The sequence below is a fragment of the Alteromonas gracilis genome (genome assembly GCF_002993325.1).
Classification (GTDB): domain Bacteria; phylum Pseudomonadota; class Gammaproteobacteria; order Enterobacterales; family Alteromonadaceae; genus Alteromonas; species Alteromonas gracilis.
The window spans coordinates 93952-112287 of sequence record NZ_PVNO01000027.1 but is presented as its reverse complement, the minus strand read 5'-3'; the positions used below and the strand labels follow the sequence as shown (position 1 = coordinate 112287).

General features: G+C 44.0%; 15 protein-coding genes and 2 tRNA genes. 11 read left to right on the top strand and 6 right to left on the bottom strand.

Annotation, left to right across the window (positions count from 1 at the left end):
* Window positions 1-59: 59 nt before the first annotated feature.
* Both C6Y39_RS13855 and queE read right to left on the bottom strand, forming a co-directional pair.
* A complete protein-coding gene (locus C6Y39_RS13855) occupies window positions 60-947 on the bottom strand; it encodes a type 2 periplasmic-binding domain-containing protein (RefSeq protein ID WP_105931843.1) in 888 nt (295 codons plus the stop codon).
* A gap of 37 nt (window positions 948-984) precedes the next feature.
* Window positions 985-1659, bottom strand: coding sequence for a 7-carboxy-7-deazaguanine synthase QueE (gene queE, locus C6Y39_RS13850; RefSeq protein WP_105931842.1), 675 nt, complete (start codon window positions 1657-1659; stop codon window positions 985-987).
* A 94-nt stretch (window positions 1660-1753) separates the two neighbouring features.
* Here queE and queC point away from each other — a divergent pair, with 94 nt between their 5' ends.
* Window positions 1754-2410, top strand: coding sequence for a 7-cyano-7-deazaguanine synthase QueC (gene queC / locus C6Y39_RS13845; protein WP_105931841.1), 657 nt, complete (start codon window positions 1754-1756; stop codon window positions 2408-2410).
* 120 nt (window positions 2411-2530) lie between these two features.
* On the opposite strand, the gene C6Y39_RS13840 is transcribed toward queC, so the two are convergent.
* The 3 genes from C6Y39_RS13840 to C6Y39_RS13830 form a co-directional block, all read right to left on the bottom strand.
* Window positions 2531-3457: a LysR family transcriptional regulator gene (locus C6Y39_RS13840; protein WP_105931840.1), complete on the bottom strand. Its 927-nt coding sequence runs from the start codon at window positions 3455-3457 to the stop codon at window positions 2531-2533.
* A 257-nt stretch (window positions 3458-3714) separates the two neighbouring features.
* Window positions 3715-5730, bottom strand: a complete 2016-nt coding sequence (gene uvrB, locus C6Y39_RS13835; protein WP_105931839.1) for an excinuclease ABC subunit UvrB — start codon at window positions 5728-5730, stop codon at window positions 3715-3717.
* A gap of 133 nt (window positions 5731-5863) precedes the next feature.
* Window positions 5864-7249, bottom strand: coding sequence for an MATE family efflux transporter (locus tag C6Y39_RS13830; protein ID WP_167390662.1), 1386 nt, complete (start codon window positions 7247-7249; stop codon window positions 5864-5866).
* A 997-nt stretch (window positions 7250-8246) separates the two neighbouring features.
* Between C6Y39_RS13830 and C6Y39_RS13825 the strand changes: the two genes are divergently transcribed.
* The 9 genes from C6Y39_RS13825 (at window position 8247) to C6Y39_RS13785 (ending at window position 15706) form a co-directional block, all read left to right on the top strand.
* A tRNA-Asn gene (locus C6Y39_RS13825) sits at window positions 8247-8323 on the top strand.
* A gap of 27 nt (window positions 8324-8350) precedes the next feature.
* Window positions 8351-8427: transfer RNA gene (locus C6Y39_RS13820), tRNA-Asn, on the top strand.
* Window positions 8428-8622: 195 nt separating this feature from the next.
* Window positions 8623-9204 carry an electron transport complex subunit RsxA gene (gene rsxA, locus C6Y39_RS13815; protein ID WP_105931838.1) on the top strand — a complete coding sequence of 194 codons (582 nt, stop codon included), beginning with the start codon at window positions 8623-8625 and terminating at the stop codon, window positions 9202-9204.
* Complete coding sequence (rsxB, locus tag C6Y39_RS13810) at window positions 9204-9785, top strand: electron transport complex subunit RsxB (protein WP_105931837.1); 582 nt, start codon at window positions 9204-9206, stop codon at window positions 9783-9785. The genes rsxA and rsxB overlap by 1 nt, the downstream gene beginning before the upstream one ends.
* 5 nt (window positions 9786-9790) lie before the next feature.
* A complete protein-coding gene (rsxC, locus tag C6Y39_RS13805; protein WP_105931836.1) occupies window positions 9791-12394 on the top strand; it encodes an electron transport complex subunit RsxC in 2604 nt (867 codons plus the stop codon).
* Complete coding sequence (gene rsxD, locus C6Y39_RS13800; RefSeq protein ID WP_105931835.1) at window positions 12391-13476, top strand: electron transport complex subunit RsxD; 1086 nt, start codon at window positions 12391-12393, stop codon at window positions 13474-13476. The genes rsxC and rsxD overlap by 4 nt, the downstream gene beginning before the upstream one ends.
* Complete coding sequence (locus tag C6Y39_RS13795) at window positions 13476-14255, top strand: RnfABCDGE type electron transport complex subunit G (RefSeq protein WP_105931834.1); 780 nt, start codon at window positions 13476-13478, stop codon at window positions 14253-14255. Before rsxD ends, C6Y39_RS13795 begins: the two co-directional genes overlap by 1 nt.
* A gap of 2 nt (window positions 14256-14257) precedes the next feature.
* Entirely contained in the window at window positions 14258-14950 is a 693-nt protein-coding gene (locus tag C6Y39_RS13790; RefSeq protein WP_105931833.1) for an electron transport complex subunit E, read from the top strand.
* 45 nt (window positions 14951-14995) lie between these two features.
* On the top strand, window positions 14996-15706 hold the full coding sequence (locus C6Y39_RS13785; protein ID WP_183043283.1) for an endonuclease III domain-containing protein: 711 nt from the start codon (window positions 14996-14998) through the stop codon (window positions 15704-15706).
* Window positions 15707-15778: 72 nt separating this feature from the next.
* Here the strand turns inward: C6Y39_RS13785 and C6Y39_RS13780 are convergent, their stop codons facing one another.
* A complete protein-coding gene (locus C6Y39_RS13780) occupies window positions 15779-16588 on the bottom strand; it encodes a hypothetical protein (protein WP_105931832.1) in 810 nt (269 codons plus the stop codon).
* Between the two features lie 200 nt (window positions 16589-16788).
* Between C6Y39_RS13780 and C6Y39_RS13775 the strand changes: the two genes are divergently transcribed.
* Entirely contained in the window at window positions 16789-18204 is a 1416-nt protein-coding gene (locus C6Y39_RS13775) for a M20/M25/M40 family metallo-hydrolase (RefSeq protein ID WP_105931831.1), read from the top strand.
* Window positions 18205-18336 lie beyond the last annotated feature (132 nt).

Sequence of the window (18336 nt, the reverse complement as noted above, 5' to 3'; positions counted from 1 at the left end):
AAAGAGAAAAACGCGGCCTGTGCCGCGTTTTTTCATTTTTTAAGGGTATTTAGGAACCGCTATTCTTCTTTGTTCTGCTTGTACCAAAGGGCTGGATTCGACAACGGTGTTTCAACTGGCAGTAGAGGGTTTTCTAGCGAAAAAACGGTTCTCTCTTCCATATTTAACGATGTTAAAATAGGTGCGTAGGTTGAATTAAATAACTCATCGAATGAACCATCGTCTATGGCTCTTTGTAGACCCGTCTCTATTAAGTTTGCTAGCGTTTTGTTGTTTAAACTCACAAAATAGTACATTGCCGTTGGGTAATACAATGCCATGGATGGTTCAAGATAGAGGTTACTACCCGGGCCTTCAGCCTCAAGTTCAGCGTTAACTTCAATCACTGAACGAGGAAAAATATCGCCCTTGCCCTGCCCTATCAGGTCATAGGCTTCCCGAAACTCTGGCACTGTGAATACGTTAAAGCCGTTCGCTTGAAGAATTTTCGTATCTGGCCATTCTTCGCCCTGAATAGGAGTCAGTTTACGCATATCATTAAGAGACAATACGTTGTCAAACTTCGCCCTTTTATTTTTGTTTATAACGAACACCCGAAGCCCAATTAGTCCTTTTGCAATGGGAATACGGATAGGCGTTAATTCCTTTTCTCGCTGACTATCAGTCATGCTCCACACCACGTTAACTTCTCTATTTTCGCGAAGTTGACGCATTGCTTTTCCTGTCAGAAGGATCCTGTCTGACGGACGTAGCTCGTAATTTACGCCGGTTTTATCTAGGGCAAGTTTTAATAAAGCGATTGGGTATTGTGCACGTGCATCTGAGTCGTCAATAGGACGAGGATAGTTGATAGTCCACAGCGCCCCCTGCACATGAGACGCGGTAAGCAGGCCACATAGAACATAAACCAGAAGGTTAACCCTTTTAAATAGGTTTAAATTAACCATTTTCGCAGCGCCATAAGTTGGTCTTTTGAACTGACATTTACTCGATACCAATATACTTGTGTGTTTGTAACGATAGTCGCCAGTTGCGCTCAATACAAGTCTTAACTGCAAGCTCCGTCGCTCGCTTTTGCTGGCTAATAGGTTGTAAACACACCTGTTTTCCTTCAAGGGAAGACACATTAGTAAGCAGCGCATCAAGTTCATCAATGTGCTTTTGCATGGCAATAGGGTGCTTAATCTCATTGGCCCTTTCAAGAGCACTGACTAATACATCATAACCGCCTTTCATATTTATTTTTGGCGACACTGTCACATAAGTACGTGGATCACAAAGCACTTCGAACGTACCGCTGGTTTCGATTTGTGTAGAGTACCCATTATCGTGAAGTAGCTTGGTGAGCGGTCGCAAATCGTACATACATGGCTCACCGCCGGTGATAACCACGTGTTTTGCGACATAACCTTCTATAGAAAACTGAGCTAATAAGGCCGCTTCATCAGAAATAAAGTAGGTTTCCGACTCTTGACCTTTATTAATTACCGCCTCTGGCGTAACGCTCAAATCAGCCTTTATTTCCCAAGTATGCTTCGTATCACACCACGGGCAACCGACAGGGCAACCTTGTAACCTTACAAAAATGGAAGGAATACCAGTATGGGCACCTTCACCTTGGATAGTTTCGAACATCTCATTGATGTTTAGCGTGGACATTACAGACAATTTGATACCCTTTAACGATTGTATGTTGGGATTTTACCAAGGATCACATAAAATTCGGGGATAATTTCTTAAATCTTCAAAAACTATGTCAGAAAACGTTGTTGTTATTTACTCTGGAGGCATGGACTCCTTCACAGTGTTACATAAAGCACTGAAAGAGGGCAAAAAAGTTCACGCCCTCAGTTTCGACTATGGTCAACGCCACAAAAAAGAACTTGATTACGCTGCAAGGGTATGTGAATCACTCAATGTCCCTCATAAGATTGTAGATATCAGTGCCATCAATACCCTGATTGGTGGCTCAGCGTTAACGTCGGATATAGAGGTACCAGAAGGGCACTATGAAGAGCCGAGCATGAAGCAAACCGTGGTGCCAAATCGCAATATGATACTGCTTTCTCTTGCAGTGGGCTATGCAGTGAGTCTAGAAGCTAATGAAGTCTACTACGGGGCACACTCTGGCGACCACGCTATATATCCAGATTGTCGTCCTGAATTTGTTCATAAAATGAATGACGTCTGCGGTATCGCTAATTACACCCCGGTCACTATCATGACCCCTTATATTGACGTAAGCAAAACGGCGATTTTGACCGATGGTCTTTCCATGGGGCTAGATTACGGACAAACGTGGACATGCTATAACGGCAGAGAAAAAGCCTGTGGTAAGTGTGGGGCTTGTGAAGAACGCCTCGAAGCATTTAAAGAAAATAACGCTACCGACCCGCTTGAATATGAATAAAGGGTGCTGAATAAAAAACCTCTCACTTAGACGCTCTTGTGTTTTACTAAGGAGCGTCAAGTGAGAAGCATATTTGTGGCTCTTCGGTTATGAAAGTTCGTTACCGTTGAAATTTTACGGCTATTTCTGGCTCTCGGAAATGAAGTAGCTTAATTCTTTTATACAGTGGCGCAATACCGGGTTCAGACGGGTATTCTTACCGTTCATTACGAATAATTCGTGGCTAAAATTAAATAGACTTCCTTTCGCAATAGGTACAAGCCCAAGCGCAGCGCCCTGCTCTTTAGCCATATAATCAGGCAATAATCCAATATATTCACCGGTCATAATGGCAGACATAGCGGCATCGAAAGAGTCAGAGAAAGTTTGTATCGATAATCTTGTTTCATCCTCAATATAGTTGGCCGAAGACAAACCTGAAATACCGATTGCGGGATAGTCACTTATTTTAACGCCTTCGGGTAATTCAGTATCCCGATATTTCGCCAAGGGATGCGTTGGCGAGCAATAAAGTCGTCCTTCAGTGTTAATACCTATAGGGTGAAACGTCACTGATTCCGGCTTAACCATGTCATAGGTAGATACTACCAAGTGACACTCACCCGATAGCGCCACGTGTTCCACTTCGTTGTATAAACGAGTTTGGATATTAACGTGGATATCGTCAAACTTTTTCATCGTGCTTTTTACCGCCTTACTGACGGCTAAATGCATAGATAACGGCAGACCAGCCATTAATACTAGAGTGATGTGACCAGAGTAGTCATCATGAAGCGACTTCAGATTAAACACGAAGTTATCAAAGGCATTAAAGATGCGTTTGGTTTCTTGAAAAACAACCTCACCTTCCTTTGTCATTTGGAAACCACCGCGACCGCGATGACATAGTACTAAATCAAGCCGTTCTTCCAGTTTCTTAATTGCAGCACTGATATTTGGACGTTGCATTCGCAACACGGGTTCTGCCGCAGTAAATCCATTGCAGCTTGCTACAGCGTAGAAAACACGCAGTAACTTTATATCTGATTCCTGAAGACGGTTAAGCATATTAGCACCTGTTTATAGGTATAGTTTTCGATACTCAATGTAGAACTATATGAAACTAATTGTGCTATTACAACGATATTTTACGGCTTTTCATCTCATTTAAAGCAAAAAACCTTAATTCTGTGGTAACGAACCTAACCGATTCGCAAATTAACGATGGGCAAGATAAATGAGCAAGGGAGTAAAGTAAGGCTGCTAGAGTTATTCATGTACATACAAAAAACCACAGTCAGCCTTATGTTAAGTAGAAAAAATAACTAGGAAAGTGTAACTACTTGTTTTCTTAATGATTCAATGTCGTCTCGAAGTGATGCCGCTTTTTCAAACTCTAGTTCGCGGGCATATTCAAACATTTGCTTCTCAAGTTCGGTGATTTGATCCATAAGGTCAGTTGCACTGGCTGCTTTTTGTTGTTTCTTCTTCTCTTCAACTTTTCTCAGCCTAACCTTGCCAGAAGCAGGATGCGCACTTTCACCTAGGTCCATGATATCGGTAATAGGCTTATTTAATCGCATCGGCGTAATGTTATTCGCCTTGTTATAAGCAATTTGTTTTTCCCGACGGCGGTCTGTTTCATCCATGGCTTTGCGCATCGATTTAGTTATGCTATCGGCATAAAGTATCGCCCTACCATTCACATGTCGCGCCGCTCGACCTATTGTTTGTATCAGAGAACGTTCTGCGCGTAGAAAACCCTCTTTATCCGCGTCTAGAATAGCCACCAAAGAAACTTCAGGCATATCTAAACCTTCTCGCAGTAAGTTTATCCCTACAAGTACATCGAACTTACCCAAGCGCAAGTCACGTATAATCTCGATACGCTCCACAGTATCTATATCAGAGTGCAGGTAGCGAACCTTTACGCCGTGCTCATTTAAATATTCACTTAAATCTTCGGCCATGCGCTTCGTTAGCGTGGTTATCAAGACCCTTTCATCAACCTCCACCCGCTTCTTAATCTCAGAAAGTACATCATCCACCTGTGTGGCTACAGGACGAACTTCTATAATAGGATCTAATAGTCCGGTAGGACGAACGACCTGCTCGACAATTTCGCCATCCGTCTTCTTTAATTCATAATCGCCCGGCGTGGCCGAAACATAGATGGTTTGGGGGCAAATTTGTTCAAACTCGTCAAATTTCAGTGGGCGATTGTCTAACGCAGACGGCAACCTAAAACCAAACTCTACAAGTGTTTCTTTTCTGGAGCGATCACCTTTATACATAGCGCCCACTTGTGAGACCGTTACGTGTGATTCATCGATGAACATTAGACCATCAGCGGGAAAATAATCTAATAGCGTTGGTGGCGGCTCTCCGGGCGCTCGTCCTGACAAGTAGCGAGAATAGTTTTCTATTCCCGAGCAATACCCTAGCTCCATCATCATCTCAATATCGAATTGGGTACGCTGCGAGATCCGCTGCTCTTCTATCAATTTGTTAGCTTCTTGAAGCTGTTTCTTTCTATCACCCAATTCATCTTTAATATGCTCGATAGCATTTAAAATTTTCTCACGAGGCGTCACGTAATGGGTTTTAGGAAAAACCGTTGCGCGTATTACGGACTTGTCTACAGCCCCCGTGAGCGGATCAAATAAGCTTATTTTGTCAATTTCGTCATCAAATAATTCAACTCTCACAGCTTGTTTTTCAGAGTCTGCTGGAAAAATATCGATAACATCGCCACGAACTCGAAATGTCCCTCGCTCAAACGCAAGGTCATTTCGTTTGTACTGCAGTTCAGCCAACCGACGTAAAATATCACGCTGGTCCATGGTGTCGCCCTGGCGTAGATGCAGCAACATTTTCATGTAAGATTCAGGATCGCCCAAGCCATAAATGGCAGATACACTGGCTACTATGACAACGTCTCTTCGCTCCATCAGCGCTTTGGTTGCTGACAGCCGCATTTGTTCGATATGGTCGTTGATAGACGCATCTTTTTCGATAAAAGTATCAGTGCTGGGTACGTAGGCTTCAGGTTGATAGTAATCGTAGTAAGAAACGAAATATTCCACCGCATTATTAGGAAAAAACTCTTTCATTTCTCCGTAAAGCTGAGCCGCTAAGGTTTTGTTATGCGCCAAAATAAGCGTGGGGCGCTGCACCTTATTGATGACATTAGCCATGGTGAACGTCTTACCCGACCCCGTTACGCCCAAAAGTGTTTGGCCGGCCAACCCGCTGTCTAATCCATCCACTAAAGCTTCTATCGCCTTTGGCTGATCACCTGCCGGCTTATATTTCGAATGAAGCTCGAACCCTCTACTCATTAAATTAACCTTTTATTGAATACGTTAAAGCAGCGTGCTACTCACTACATCATCTTTCGAAAACGTGTTGCGAATTGACTGTTCTACCGTTTTACTGCCCCAGTTAAGGGTTATGCAACCGGTAACCACCTCATTATGAGCGCTCAGATAAACTTGGTGCTTTTGCTTCAAAATCGGCAACAGCACGCTTGAAAACAATGAAAGAAACACATGCCATTGCGATATTCGCGATGACGGTTCCAGCAAACAACCCTTTCAGCTCGAAAAGAAAACTACCTGCAATGCTGATAGGTACGAAAAAAACGAACAACCGGATGACACTCAAAAGTAACGCCGTCATTGGCCGATGCATAGCGTTCAACGAGGAATTTGTCAGTATGATTATCCCCTGCATGCCATAACCTAATGGCACAATCATAAGGAAGAGCTGTATTAGCACACTTACTTCCACCTCGTTAGCAAATACGACAGCTATCCAGCAGGAAAGCCCCCACATGGCCAAAAAGATAATGAACTGCCACACAAGAACAAATTTTAAGGTTAGCGAATACGCTCTCTTGACTCGCTCAATCTGCCCTGCTCCCACATTTTGACTAATAAATGGCGGCAACGTCATAGATAACGCCAGCACCACAATGCTGGCAATCGACTCCATGCGATTGCCTACACCCCACGCTGCTACGGCTTCAGCGCCATAACTAGCCACAACTGCTGTCATGACTCCACCGGCTATAGGAGTAAGCATGTTTGCGCCGGCAGCAGGTAATCCTATCTTCAAAATCTCTCGGCTACTGTCACGCAACTCAGTGAGCGTTAGCAATCGGGGCAGCATCAACTTGCGACGGACAGCTAAAATATAGAGTATCCAAAGGGCGCCCACTATCCATGCGATAAAAGTAGCAAGTGCAGCGCCTTTTATGCCCATTGCTGGAATAGGGCCAAACCCAAAAATAAAAATAGGGTCAAGCAATGCATTAAGCCCACCACCAGCTGCCATAACAATACTTGGCGTTCGCGTATCGCCACAGGCACGCAACACGCTATTCCCCACCATAGGCATGGCCAAGAAGATGCTTGATAAATACCATAACCCCATATAGTCGGAGATATAGGGCATAAGGTTATCTGTGGCATTCAGCAATTCGAAAACAGGTTCTATTGTAAAAAGACCTATCACCGCTAACGCCCCGACGAGCAACACAGACAACATTAAAGAACCGGTTGCATAGTGCTGAGACTTCGTTATTTGTTTGCTGCCCTGTAGCTTCCCGATAATTGCAGACGTACCAATGCCTAATCCAATGTTTAAGCTTATTACTGTGAACGTGACGGGAAAAGTGAAACTAATTGCAGCGAGTGGATCGGTGCCTAATAAACTCACAAAGAAAGTGTCGATAAGCCCAAAACTCATCATCATTACCATGCCCAATATCATGGGAATGGTCATACGCTTTAACGTAACACCAATATCTTCCTCTAATAGGTCAGAAGTACGTGGTTTAGCGTTATTTTTTATCACTTGAGCTCCAGCAAACTAAAATCCTGTAATCAATTGCGCGTTAGTGTAAAAGAGCAGGATATATATAGCTATGTGTATTCGACAAACAAATCAAAGGATGAGAGCGCTGTTTGTAATAACACTTTTACTTATCAAAATACGTAAATTTGATAATTTTACTAACAATGCAGACCCAACAATCGATTTTAGGCAAAATGAAGCTAGAAACACCTCGCTACCTTAATTACAGTTTAATTTCTGTTCCGTTTCATTTTTACTACTTATTATTTACGCTCACCACGACATTCTAAGGATCATACAGCGCGTACAATTGACAACCTCACATGTTAATGAAATGTAAGATATTGAGAAATAAGATGGATTTTACTGAGTAGCATTTAGACATTCGTTGAATTAACACACAAGCTACTTTTTGTTCAATCGATCATGTTCGATCAAGATTCACGATCGTAAAATTAGCCATAACCCTCTGATAAAAAGTAATTATTAGCACCACACTTTAAAAAGTGCCATAGATCAAATGCTCCCCGATCTAACAAGGGCACTCACAAAATTTAAGCTATCAACATAGTTATCCACAGATTTAGTGGATAACTAACGCCAGACCATATTTGGCGCGATTTTGTGCTCGGTTAATTCGATAACACGTAAGTGACGACTAACCTTTTAATCCTCGGGTACAGGTTACAGATTTATTAAATGCTGTACATAATAACAGTATGGAAGGTTTTTTTTATTCTATTTAGTTATAGAAGCAAGATATAAATAGATATTAGAAAACGATTGTAAATCACATTATTTAAATTCCAAAAAACGCTCATCGCTCATCATTGTTGAATAATGTGCACTTATTAATCACCGTTTTCACTAGATTGACGACAAAATAAGCACAAAAGCTTCAAAAAGCTATTTTTTGCGCAGTCAGAACAAATATTTCATTTATGTTGTTGACAGTTCCTAAGTACGTCTTTAATATTCGCCTCCGTTGAAGCACAGGTCCCCCTTAGCTCAGTTGGTTAGAGCGACGGACTGTTAATCCGCAGGTCCCCCGTTCGAGTCGGGGAGGGGGAGCCAACTTCAGCAAACAACTTAGGTGTCGATTCCCCCTTAGCTCAGTTGGTTAGAGCGACGGACTGTTAATCCGCAGGTCCCCCGTTCGAGTCGGGGAGGGGGAGCCACTTAGTTGGCTCTCAAATCGTCTTACCCACATCCATCTATTTTAATTCCTAAAACAACGCGTTTAGACATTAAATAACCCTAATTCAATCAAGTTGTTAAACCCGTTCTAAAAAGGGATAATAGAAACAATCTATCTTTCTTTTTAAAAGCACGGGCAATGTCCGTCAAGATTCCTCAAAGGAATTGCGTTTTTCATGACTGAATTTTTACTGCTATTGATTGGTACAGTACTGGTTAACAACTTTGTGTTGGTCAAGTTTCTCGGGTTATGCCCATTCATGGGTGTTTCTGGAAAACTAGAGACCGCCATGGGCATGTCTATGGCAACCACATTCGTACTCACTCTCGCCTCTGCAACAAGCTATCTAGTAGAAACCTATTTACTCGCTCCTTTGGGTATTGGTTATTTAAGAACGCTAGCTTTTATCCTCGTTATAGCAGTAGTGGTTCAGTTCACTGAAATGGTGGTACACAAAACCAGTCCTACCTTATATAGGCTACTGGGTATTTTTCTTCCTCTCATTACGACTAATTGTGCAGTATTAGGCGTCGCACTTTTGAACCTCACAGAACAGCACAATTTTATGCAAAGCCTCATATATGGTTTTGGCGCTGCCGTTGGCTTTTCGTTGGTACTAGTGCTTTTTGCTGCGATGCGCGAGCGACTCGCAGCAGCGGATGTACCTGTTTCATTTAAAGGCGCGTCAATAGCCATGATTACAGCAGGTCTTATGTCTCTTGCTTTCATGGGCTTTAGTGGTTTGGTGAAGCTATAATGACGATGTCTACTGCCATAATTTTTGCCGTTGCTGCAATCGGTGTATTAGCCCTAATATTTGGCCTTGTTTTAGGCTACGCCAGCATCCGCTTTAAAGTGGAAGGTGACCCGCTCGTAGAGCAAATAGATGCCGTGCTCCCACAAACCCAATGTGGCCAATGTGGCTATCCAGGATGTAAGCCTTACGCTGAAGCTATAGCCGAGGGCGATGATATTAATAAATGTCCTCCCGGTGGTGAATCTACCATCAAAAAGCTTGCTGATCTGATGGGGGTAGAACCTAAACCCCTCGATGCGGCCCACGGCGAGGAAGACGTCAAAAAAGTCGCCTTTATTCGTGAGGATGAATGCATTGGTTGTACGAAGTGCATTCAAGCATGTCCTGTTGATGCTATTTTGGGCGCGGCTAAGCATATGCACACCGTCATTACCGATGAGTGCACAGGGTGTGACCTGTGTGTAGACCCCTGCCCCGTTGACTGTATAGATATGGTTCCTATCACTGAAACTACTTCTACGTGGAAGTGGGATTTTTCATCATCACCTAAAGGTGATATTCCCATAAAAATGGTGTCGTAATTGTGATGTATCCAAGTTTTGATTCAATTATAGAAACCTTAAATGCGGGAAAAACATACTCGTTTCCGGGTGGTGTACACCCAGACGATAAAAAGGCTCTTTCTAACACTTCTGTTATCCAGAAGCCTTCTATGCCCGAATTATTGGTGGTGCCGCTTCGACAGCATATTGGTTCGGATGGAATATGCTGCGTAGACGTTGGTGATACCGTATTAAAAGGTCAAGTTCTCTCGCAAAGCTCTTCGCCTTTTTCAGTGCCTGTTCACGCGCCAACTTCGGGTGAAGTCGTGGCTATCGCGCCGCATGTTGTGGCGCACCCAAGCGGCCTAACAGAAATGTGTGTTTCGATACGCCCTGACGGCAAAGATACATGGTGCGAACTGTCTCCTACTACGAATTACAGTAATGTCGACAAAAGCCAGCTGATTGATGCAATCTGTCAGGCAGGTATTTCAGGCATGGGCGGTGCAGGCTTCCCTACTCACATTAAAACATCAACCTCAAAACCAGTTGAATTTCTCATATTAAATGGTATTGAGTGCGAGCCATATATTACTTCTGACGATCGCCTCATGCGCGAGCATGCGTGGCAAATACGCCAGGGTCTGGATATTCTTGCACATTTGATCGGCCCCAAAGCGATTATTGTGGCAATAGAGGATAACAAACCAGAAGCGTTTGAAGCGTTAAATATTGCCTGCCAAGATAAGAAAGATTATCGGATAGTTAGCGTAGAAACCAAATACCCTGCTGGGGGTGAGAAACAACTCATTCAGGTCATCACTGGCCGAGAAGTGCCAAGAAACGGTCTTCCAGCGGATATTGGCGTAATGATGTTTAACGTAGGCACCTGCTACGCTATTGCTGATGCCATTTTGCATGGCAAACCACTTATTGAACGAATTGTCACTGTGACCGGTGAGGCCGTTGAGTCACCCAGCAACTTCCGAGCACTGATAGGTACTCCTGTTTCTCATTTATTGAGCGAAGCCAAATACAATCCGAAAAAGCAAAAAGCGCCTAAAGTAGTAATGGGCGGACCCATGATGGGATTTACCTTATCGGATGCAACCATACCCGTGGTTAAAACCACCAATTGTTTACTTGTTCCTGCAAAAAAAGAGCTTGTCGACGACAATGCTGAGCGACCATGTATTCGATGCAGCGCGTGCGCTGATGCTTGCCCAGCCTCTCTGCTACCTCAGCAAATGTTTTGGCATGCCAAAGCAAAAGAATATGACAAGGCGGAAGAATACGACCTGTTCGACTGCATTGAATGCGGTGCTTGCGCGTACGTTTGCCCGAGCGAAATACCGCTAGTCCATTATTATCGCCAAGCCAAAGCAGAAATTCGTCTACAGCGTGATGAGAAGAATAAAGCAGAAAAAGCAAAGCAACGTTTTGAAGCTCGCAAAGAACGCTTAGAGCGGGAAAAGCGTGAACGAGAAGAAAAGCACAGAAAAGCCAAGGAAGCACGTTTAGCTGCTAATAAAGCGAAAGAAAAAAATGCTGAAGCAGTCGATAATGCCAGCAATACTGACGTAACAGAAGCGAAAGACAAAGTGGCCGCGGCGCTTGCTCGCGCGAAAGCTAAAAAAGCCGCTTTGCAGGCTAAGTCAAGTAATGAGAGTGCAACGTCGAACACTGGCGAACCAAGCACTGCAACAGACGATAAGAAGGCTCAGGTGGCGGCCGCTATTGCCAGAGCTAAGGCGAAAAAAGCGGCGCAAGCTCAAACTGAAAAGGTCGACGAATCATCGTCTATACAACCTGCTGCGCCATCGGCTGAAGATGAGAAAAAAGCCAAAGTTGCTGCAGCTATTGCAAGAGCAAAAGCGAAAAAAGCAGAACAAGCTGCTCCCTCTGAAGATCCTACACCCGGAAACCACTCAGACGAACACGCAGACAAACATGCAGACGAAGACGTCGCAAAAAACGTAGAAGAATCTACCGCTGATAACAATGTAAAACTTTCAGCAGAAGAGCAGAAAAAAGCGCGAATTGCAGCGGCGGTGGCGAAAGCAAAAGCCCAAAAAGCGGCCAAAAGTATGTCAGAAAATGGGCTGTCAGAGTCGTCATCCCTAGCACAACCTTCTTCTCAAACCATCGCTCAATCAGGTGAGCAGAAGAATGAGCAACAGGACGAGAAACGGGCAAGAATTGCCGCAGCAGTAGCTAAAGCGAAGGCCAAAAAGGCAGAGGCTGAAGTAGCGCAAACGGTTAGTTCTGCCGGTAATGAAAAAGAAAACGAAGAGACCGTTCATTTATCAGAAAACAACAGTACTCAACACGAAAGCAACGCAGACTCTTCCGGAAAAAGCGAGGCGGACGAGAAAAAAGCCCGAATTGCAGCAGCCGTAGCCAAAGCTAAAGCGAAAAAGCGTGCCCAAGCAAGCCAAGAAGAATCATCGCCTACCGATATCAATGAGACAGAGAGCCAGGCGAAGGGCGAACCGAGTGAATCACCCTCGCAGGACAATGCAGAAACGAGCACGCAAGACGGCGCTCAGATGTCAGGGCAGGATGAAAAGAAAGCACGTATTGCCGCAGCTATCGCTAAAGCTAAGGCGAAAAAAGCCGCTGCAGACAAAGAGAAAGAATCACAATGAAATTAAGTTTATCGAGTTCGCCACACCAGCGGGTTAAACGCGATACGGGTCAAGTCATGCGCATGGTGATCTATGCCATGATCCCAGGAATGATTGCGCAGTCCTTATTTTTTGGTTGGGGCATGTTAATACAGTCAGTGATTGCTGTAATAAGTGCACTGGTTTTTGAAGGCCTTATTCTATACCTTCGGAATCGCCCTATAGAGCGCACACTTACCGACTATAGCGCCGTTTTAACAGGGCTTTTAATAGCAATAAGCATTCCGCCCACCCTCCCCTGGTGGATGACGGTAACCGGTGTTTTTTTTGCCATTGCAGTAGCTAAACAAGTTTATGGTGGCTTAGGATTCAACATTTTTAACCCTGCAATGATTGCTTATGTTGTTCTGCTCATTTCGTTTCCTGCCGCCATGAGCTTATGGTTGCCTCCCACTACTCACGCTGGGATTACTCCGAGCTTCTTTGACTCTTTTTCATTGATATTTACGGGGTTTACCACAAGTGGATATGACGTTACTCAGCTTAAAACCATTGCCGATGGTGTAACGATGGCGACACCATTGGACACGTTGAAAACCGGTCTAACTCAAGGTGTCACCTACTCAGAATCACTCACTAAGCCAATTTTCGATGGCGGTTTTTTTGAAGCCGCTGGCGCAGGCTGGGGAATAGTGAGTATTGCTTATTTGCTGGGTGGACTTTATTTATGGAAAACCCGCATAATCAGCTGGCATATTCCAGGCGGCATGTTAATTAGTGTGTTTGTCTGCGCTTCACTGCTTCATTTAGTCAATGCTGATTACTATGCCTCACCGCTTTTCCATTTGTTTAATGGCGCAGTTATGGTTGGCGCATTCTTTATCGCCACTGATCCTGTATCAGCATCGACCACACCTAAAGGGCGTATCATTTTTGGGGCGGCCATAGGCTTTTGGATTGTTATCATTCGGACGTTTGGTGGATATCCAGATGCTGTAGCGTTTGCAGTGATCATTATGAATATGGCTGTACCGCTTATCGATTATTACACTCGCCCACGTGTTTATGGGAAAAATGCCGATAAAGGGCGAGGTAAATATTAATGATGAAAGACAGCTTAACTAAAAACGGGTTGATGTTAGGTGCGTTTGCCGTCGTGACTACCGCTCTTATCTCGCTTACCTTTTATGGCACTAAAGATAAAATTGAGCAACAAAAGCAGCAGAAACTACTGAGCGTGCTAAATGAAGTAGTGCCCAGTGAATTTCACGATAATCCACTATACGCAAACTGCACTCAAGTGACGGCAACCGAATTGGGCGCAAAAAAAGCGCACAAAGTATACCGAGCCACATTAAACGGTAAACCGAGTGCATTGGTGCTTGAGGCCACCGCACCTGACGGCTATAGCGGTGATATTGATTTAGTTGTGGGCGTCAGTGTGAACGCACCTGAGTTTTTAGATTCAAAAGACAATGAGGGTGTAAATAAAGTTACTCAAGACGAGAGAAAACCTTTCGAAAATAAAATGACGGTACTCGGTGTTAGAGTGATTGAACACAAAGAAACGCCAGGGTTAGGCGATAAGATTGAGCTTGCGGTTAGTAACTGGATCACCACGTTTAGCGACAGATCTTTCTCAAACGATAATTTAGCACCATGGCAAGTCAAAAAAGATGGCGGCGAGTTCGACCAATTTACTGGCGCAACGATCACGCCACGAGCAGTAGTTGGTGCTGTACGTGAAGCCTTGTTGTATGCACAGGCTAACCAGTCGGCGTTATTCTCTGCCCCTAACACTTGCCAACGCAATGATAACGCTAACACCGCTGAGCCTAACGACATTTATGAGGCACACCCTCAACAAGTAGAGGAGCTTTAAACGTGACCGATTTTCGCGACCTATCGCTACAAGGGCTCTGGAAAAACAATCCAGCTTTAGTTCAGCTGCTTGGGCTGTGCCCCTTATTAGCGGTTACCGCTACCTTCATCAATGGCTTAGGTTTAGGCCTTGCCACCATGCTTGTTCTGATTGGTAGCAACGTAACCGTCTCATTAGTACGAAACCTGGTAAGAAATGAAATCCGTATCCCTGTTTTCGTCATGATTATTGCTGCCTTTGTTACTATTATTCAGCTGATAATGAATGCATTTACTTACGAGCTTTACTTAGCCTTAGGCATTTTTATTCCGCTTATTGTCACCAACTGCGCAATCATTGGTCGCGCTGAAGCATTTGCCTCTAAAAACGGCCCTCTTGCCTCAGCTTATGACGGGCTTATGATGGGGTTAGGTTTTACTGCCGTATTGGTCATTTTAGGTGGTATGCGTGAAATTTTGGGCGCAGGAACATTATTAGCCGGAGCTGATAGGCTATTTGGTCCAATTGCTGAAAACTGGACAGTCGTGCTGTTTAGTACCGAGAACCCTTTCCTGCTAGCCGTTCTTCCTCCCGGTGCGTTCTTAGGAATGGGCTTGCTCATCGCTATAAAGAATATTATTGATGCAAAAATTGCTGCACAGCAAACCGTAACAACGGAAAAAGCTGCACGGGTGCGTGTTACTGCTGAAAGCTAGTCATCCTTTACCGAGACCATAAAATAAGAGTAAGAGTCTGTCTTAATGTTAGATGTTGCTAAGCCCATCTCAAAGCAAGAAAAAGTCAAAGAAATCATGCGAATTTTGGATGAACTTTATCCAGAAGTACCTATTTTCTTAGATCACAAAGATCCCTACACTCTGCTAATTGCTGTGCTGCTATCAGCGCAGTGCACTGACGAAAGGGTCAATCAGATTACTCCGAAGCTATTTGCTCGCGCCGATAACCCCTATGACATGGTGATGATGAGTATTGAAGAAATTCAAGACATTATCCGTCCTTGTGGTTTATCGCCCATGAAATCTAAAGGGATCTGGCATTTATCCGACATGATTATCAAGCTACATAACGGTGAAGTTCCAGCAAGCTTTGAGGCATTAGAAGCGATGCCGGCTGTAGGACATAAAACCGCAGCAGTTGTCATGTCTCAGGGGTTTGGCATCCCTGCATTTCCCGTAGATACCCATATCCATCGACTCATGTATCGCTGGGGCCTTTCAAACGGAAAAAGTGTAGAGCAAACCGAGCGTGACGCAAAACGCCTGTTCCCCCGAGAGAGATGGAACGACCTGCATCTACAAATCATTCTTTATGGAAGAGAATACTGCCCTGCCCGCGGATTTGACTTAAATAAGTGCGTTATTACACGAGAATTCGGCAGGAAAAGCTTCATTAACGAAGTTCTCAAAGAGCAAGAGAAAAAGCAAAAGCAGATGCTGAAGAAGCGGAAATAAAAAAGCAGGAACAAGCAACTGCTACGGAGAAAAAAGAGCCAATAGGCTCTTCTTTTCACAATTAAAATAGCGCTAATTTTGAGGGCTAAATTGGCGAAAGGCATAAGCACCTGAAGACTCCTCAGATACTATGACGACGCCCTTCCTATGGTTAATTGAATTTTGATATTCAAAGGGAAATACACCATAAGCGAGAAGTCCCTTATATTCGAAATCGTCGAAGCAAGCATCTGCTTTAATCGTAATATCGAAAAGTGCATCAACCGCATTAAAAGGTTCGACAACACCGGAGTATAAGCATCCGTTAGTATCTGAACCACTTATAATTCCGTCAATATCGATAGCAAATGACCGAGTGTAGAGACCTTCGTTCCAAGAACTCGAGTAATTGCCCGCGATGTCAGTAAGTGAAACGTCCTCCGTTGAACTCACTCTGACAGCGGAAAAGTTTATGACGGTACCTGATAGTGTCGCAGAGCCATCAATTGAGTTTTGTAAAGCTGATGCCTGCATTGTTCCATGACGCGTCATGCCTGTTCCTGGATACAACATCGTATCGTCAGACAGAAAGGTATTTTCACTTAATGAACCTCGTGCAATTAACGCATTGTGAGATGCTTCAGAAAACATTACTGCTTTCCCTTTGGGTGAGACCGCCATTAAAACCTTTTCGCTTTCTCCTTCTATCGTAGTCACTTGTCCAAACCAAAGGCCAGCTACTGAGTCAGGTTGTACAATGGTGTCATCACTGCTTGAACTACTGCCACCACATCCCGCTAGTAAAAGGATGCAGGCTAAGACGCTAACGCCAATATTATATTTAACAAATACTGAGAAAATTGATTTTTTACTTTCGAAATGAAAATTAAGAGATGCTTTCATAGTTACTTTCCTTGTTACCTCTTTTCCTTTTGAAAAAGTAACATCATTTGTTGCAACCTAATAGACATACTTTACGATTAACGAACAACTAGGGCTTATGGTTTGCCTCGAAAGCACCAATCAAATTCGCTATGATTGATATGTCATATTTGTGCCAACGCAAATAAAATAGAAATATAAAAATAACTCACGGAGAACACATGTCTCGATTGAATACTATCGCTAAAAGTTTAGCGCTTGGTGCATTGGTAAGTGCTTGCAGTTTTGGCGTTTTCGCTGAAAGCTCACCAATTACGCCTCAACAGAAAAAAAATGCTGAAGCACTTATCCAAAAAGCACTAAAAAGTGACTTAGGCTATAGCATTGTAGAATCACTTACTACAGAAGTAGGCCCTCGATTAGGCGGCTCTGAGGCAGAGAAACGCGCAAGAGATTGGGGCGTTGAAGTAGGAACTCGATTGGGCTTCGATAAAGTTAGTGTAGAAGAGTTCACTATGCCTTTTTGGGATAGAGGTCATTTACATATTTCACTTACTTCACCCTATGCACAACCGCTTTATGGCACTGCGTTAGGTGGTGCGGCCCCTTCAGAGAAAGAAATTAATGCAGACATTGTGTATTTCCGAGACATTCACGCTTTAACGGCTGTTGAAAACGGTGCTCTTGAAGGCAAGATTGCCTTCGTCGATGGCGACGCCATGGTGAAAAGTCAAACAGGTGCAGGCTACGGTCAAGCGAACCAACGTCGCCGTATAGGGTGGCAGCATGCTCAACGCGGTGGCGCTAAGGCACTTGTAGTGCGTTCAGTTGGTTCCGATTCTCATCGTTTTCCCCACTCAGGCATGATGAGTTCTGATGGCGAAAACTGGGCAGATATCCCCGTCGTTGCTATCTCAAACCCAGATGCTGATCATTTACGACGTCTACACAATCTTGGTAAACCACTCTCACTTTCGCTTCATTCGGAATCTAAGTGGAAGGGCGAAGTAAGCAGCGGCAACGTCATTTTAGATTTAGTCGGTAGCGAAAAGCCTGAAGAAATTGTGCTTATAGGCGGCCACTTAGACAGTTGGGATTTAGGTACGGGCGCGGTCGATGATGGTGCTGGTATTGCAATCACAACGGCAGCTGCCGCGTTGATTGCTTCACTTCCTGAACGCCCTAAACGCACTATTCGTGTGGTTATGTTTGGTGCTGAAGAAGTTGGCCTGTTAGGCGCATTTGCTTACGCAAAACAGCATGAGAAGAACCTTAATAATCATGTGCTGGCGACAGAGTCTGACTTTGGGGCGCAAACTATTTGGCAACTGGTGTCTAATGTAAACTCCGAGGCAACTGTGCTAGTAGATGAAATCGCAAAGATTCTTTCTCCACTTGGCATTGTTCGAGGCGGCGCTGATATCGCCGGCGGCGGTCCGGATATTATTCCACTTGCAGCGAAAGGCGTACCTACAATTAGACTGAATCAGAACGGAAGGGATTATTTCGATCTTCACCACACACCGGATGACACCTTAGATAAAATCAATCCCGATGAACTTGCGCAAAACATCGCAGCATACGCAGCTAGCATATATTTACTTGCTGATTCAGAGATAGATTTGAAAGCAAAATAGTTTCGAAGAAACGTCTATTTTTTCACTGATGCTTCATGCAATTAGGTCAGCATGCAAAACAAGTATGCTGGCCTTAACATAATCTAACGCTTTTTTTATATATGCTTTGTATTATTGTCGGCCAATAATGGC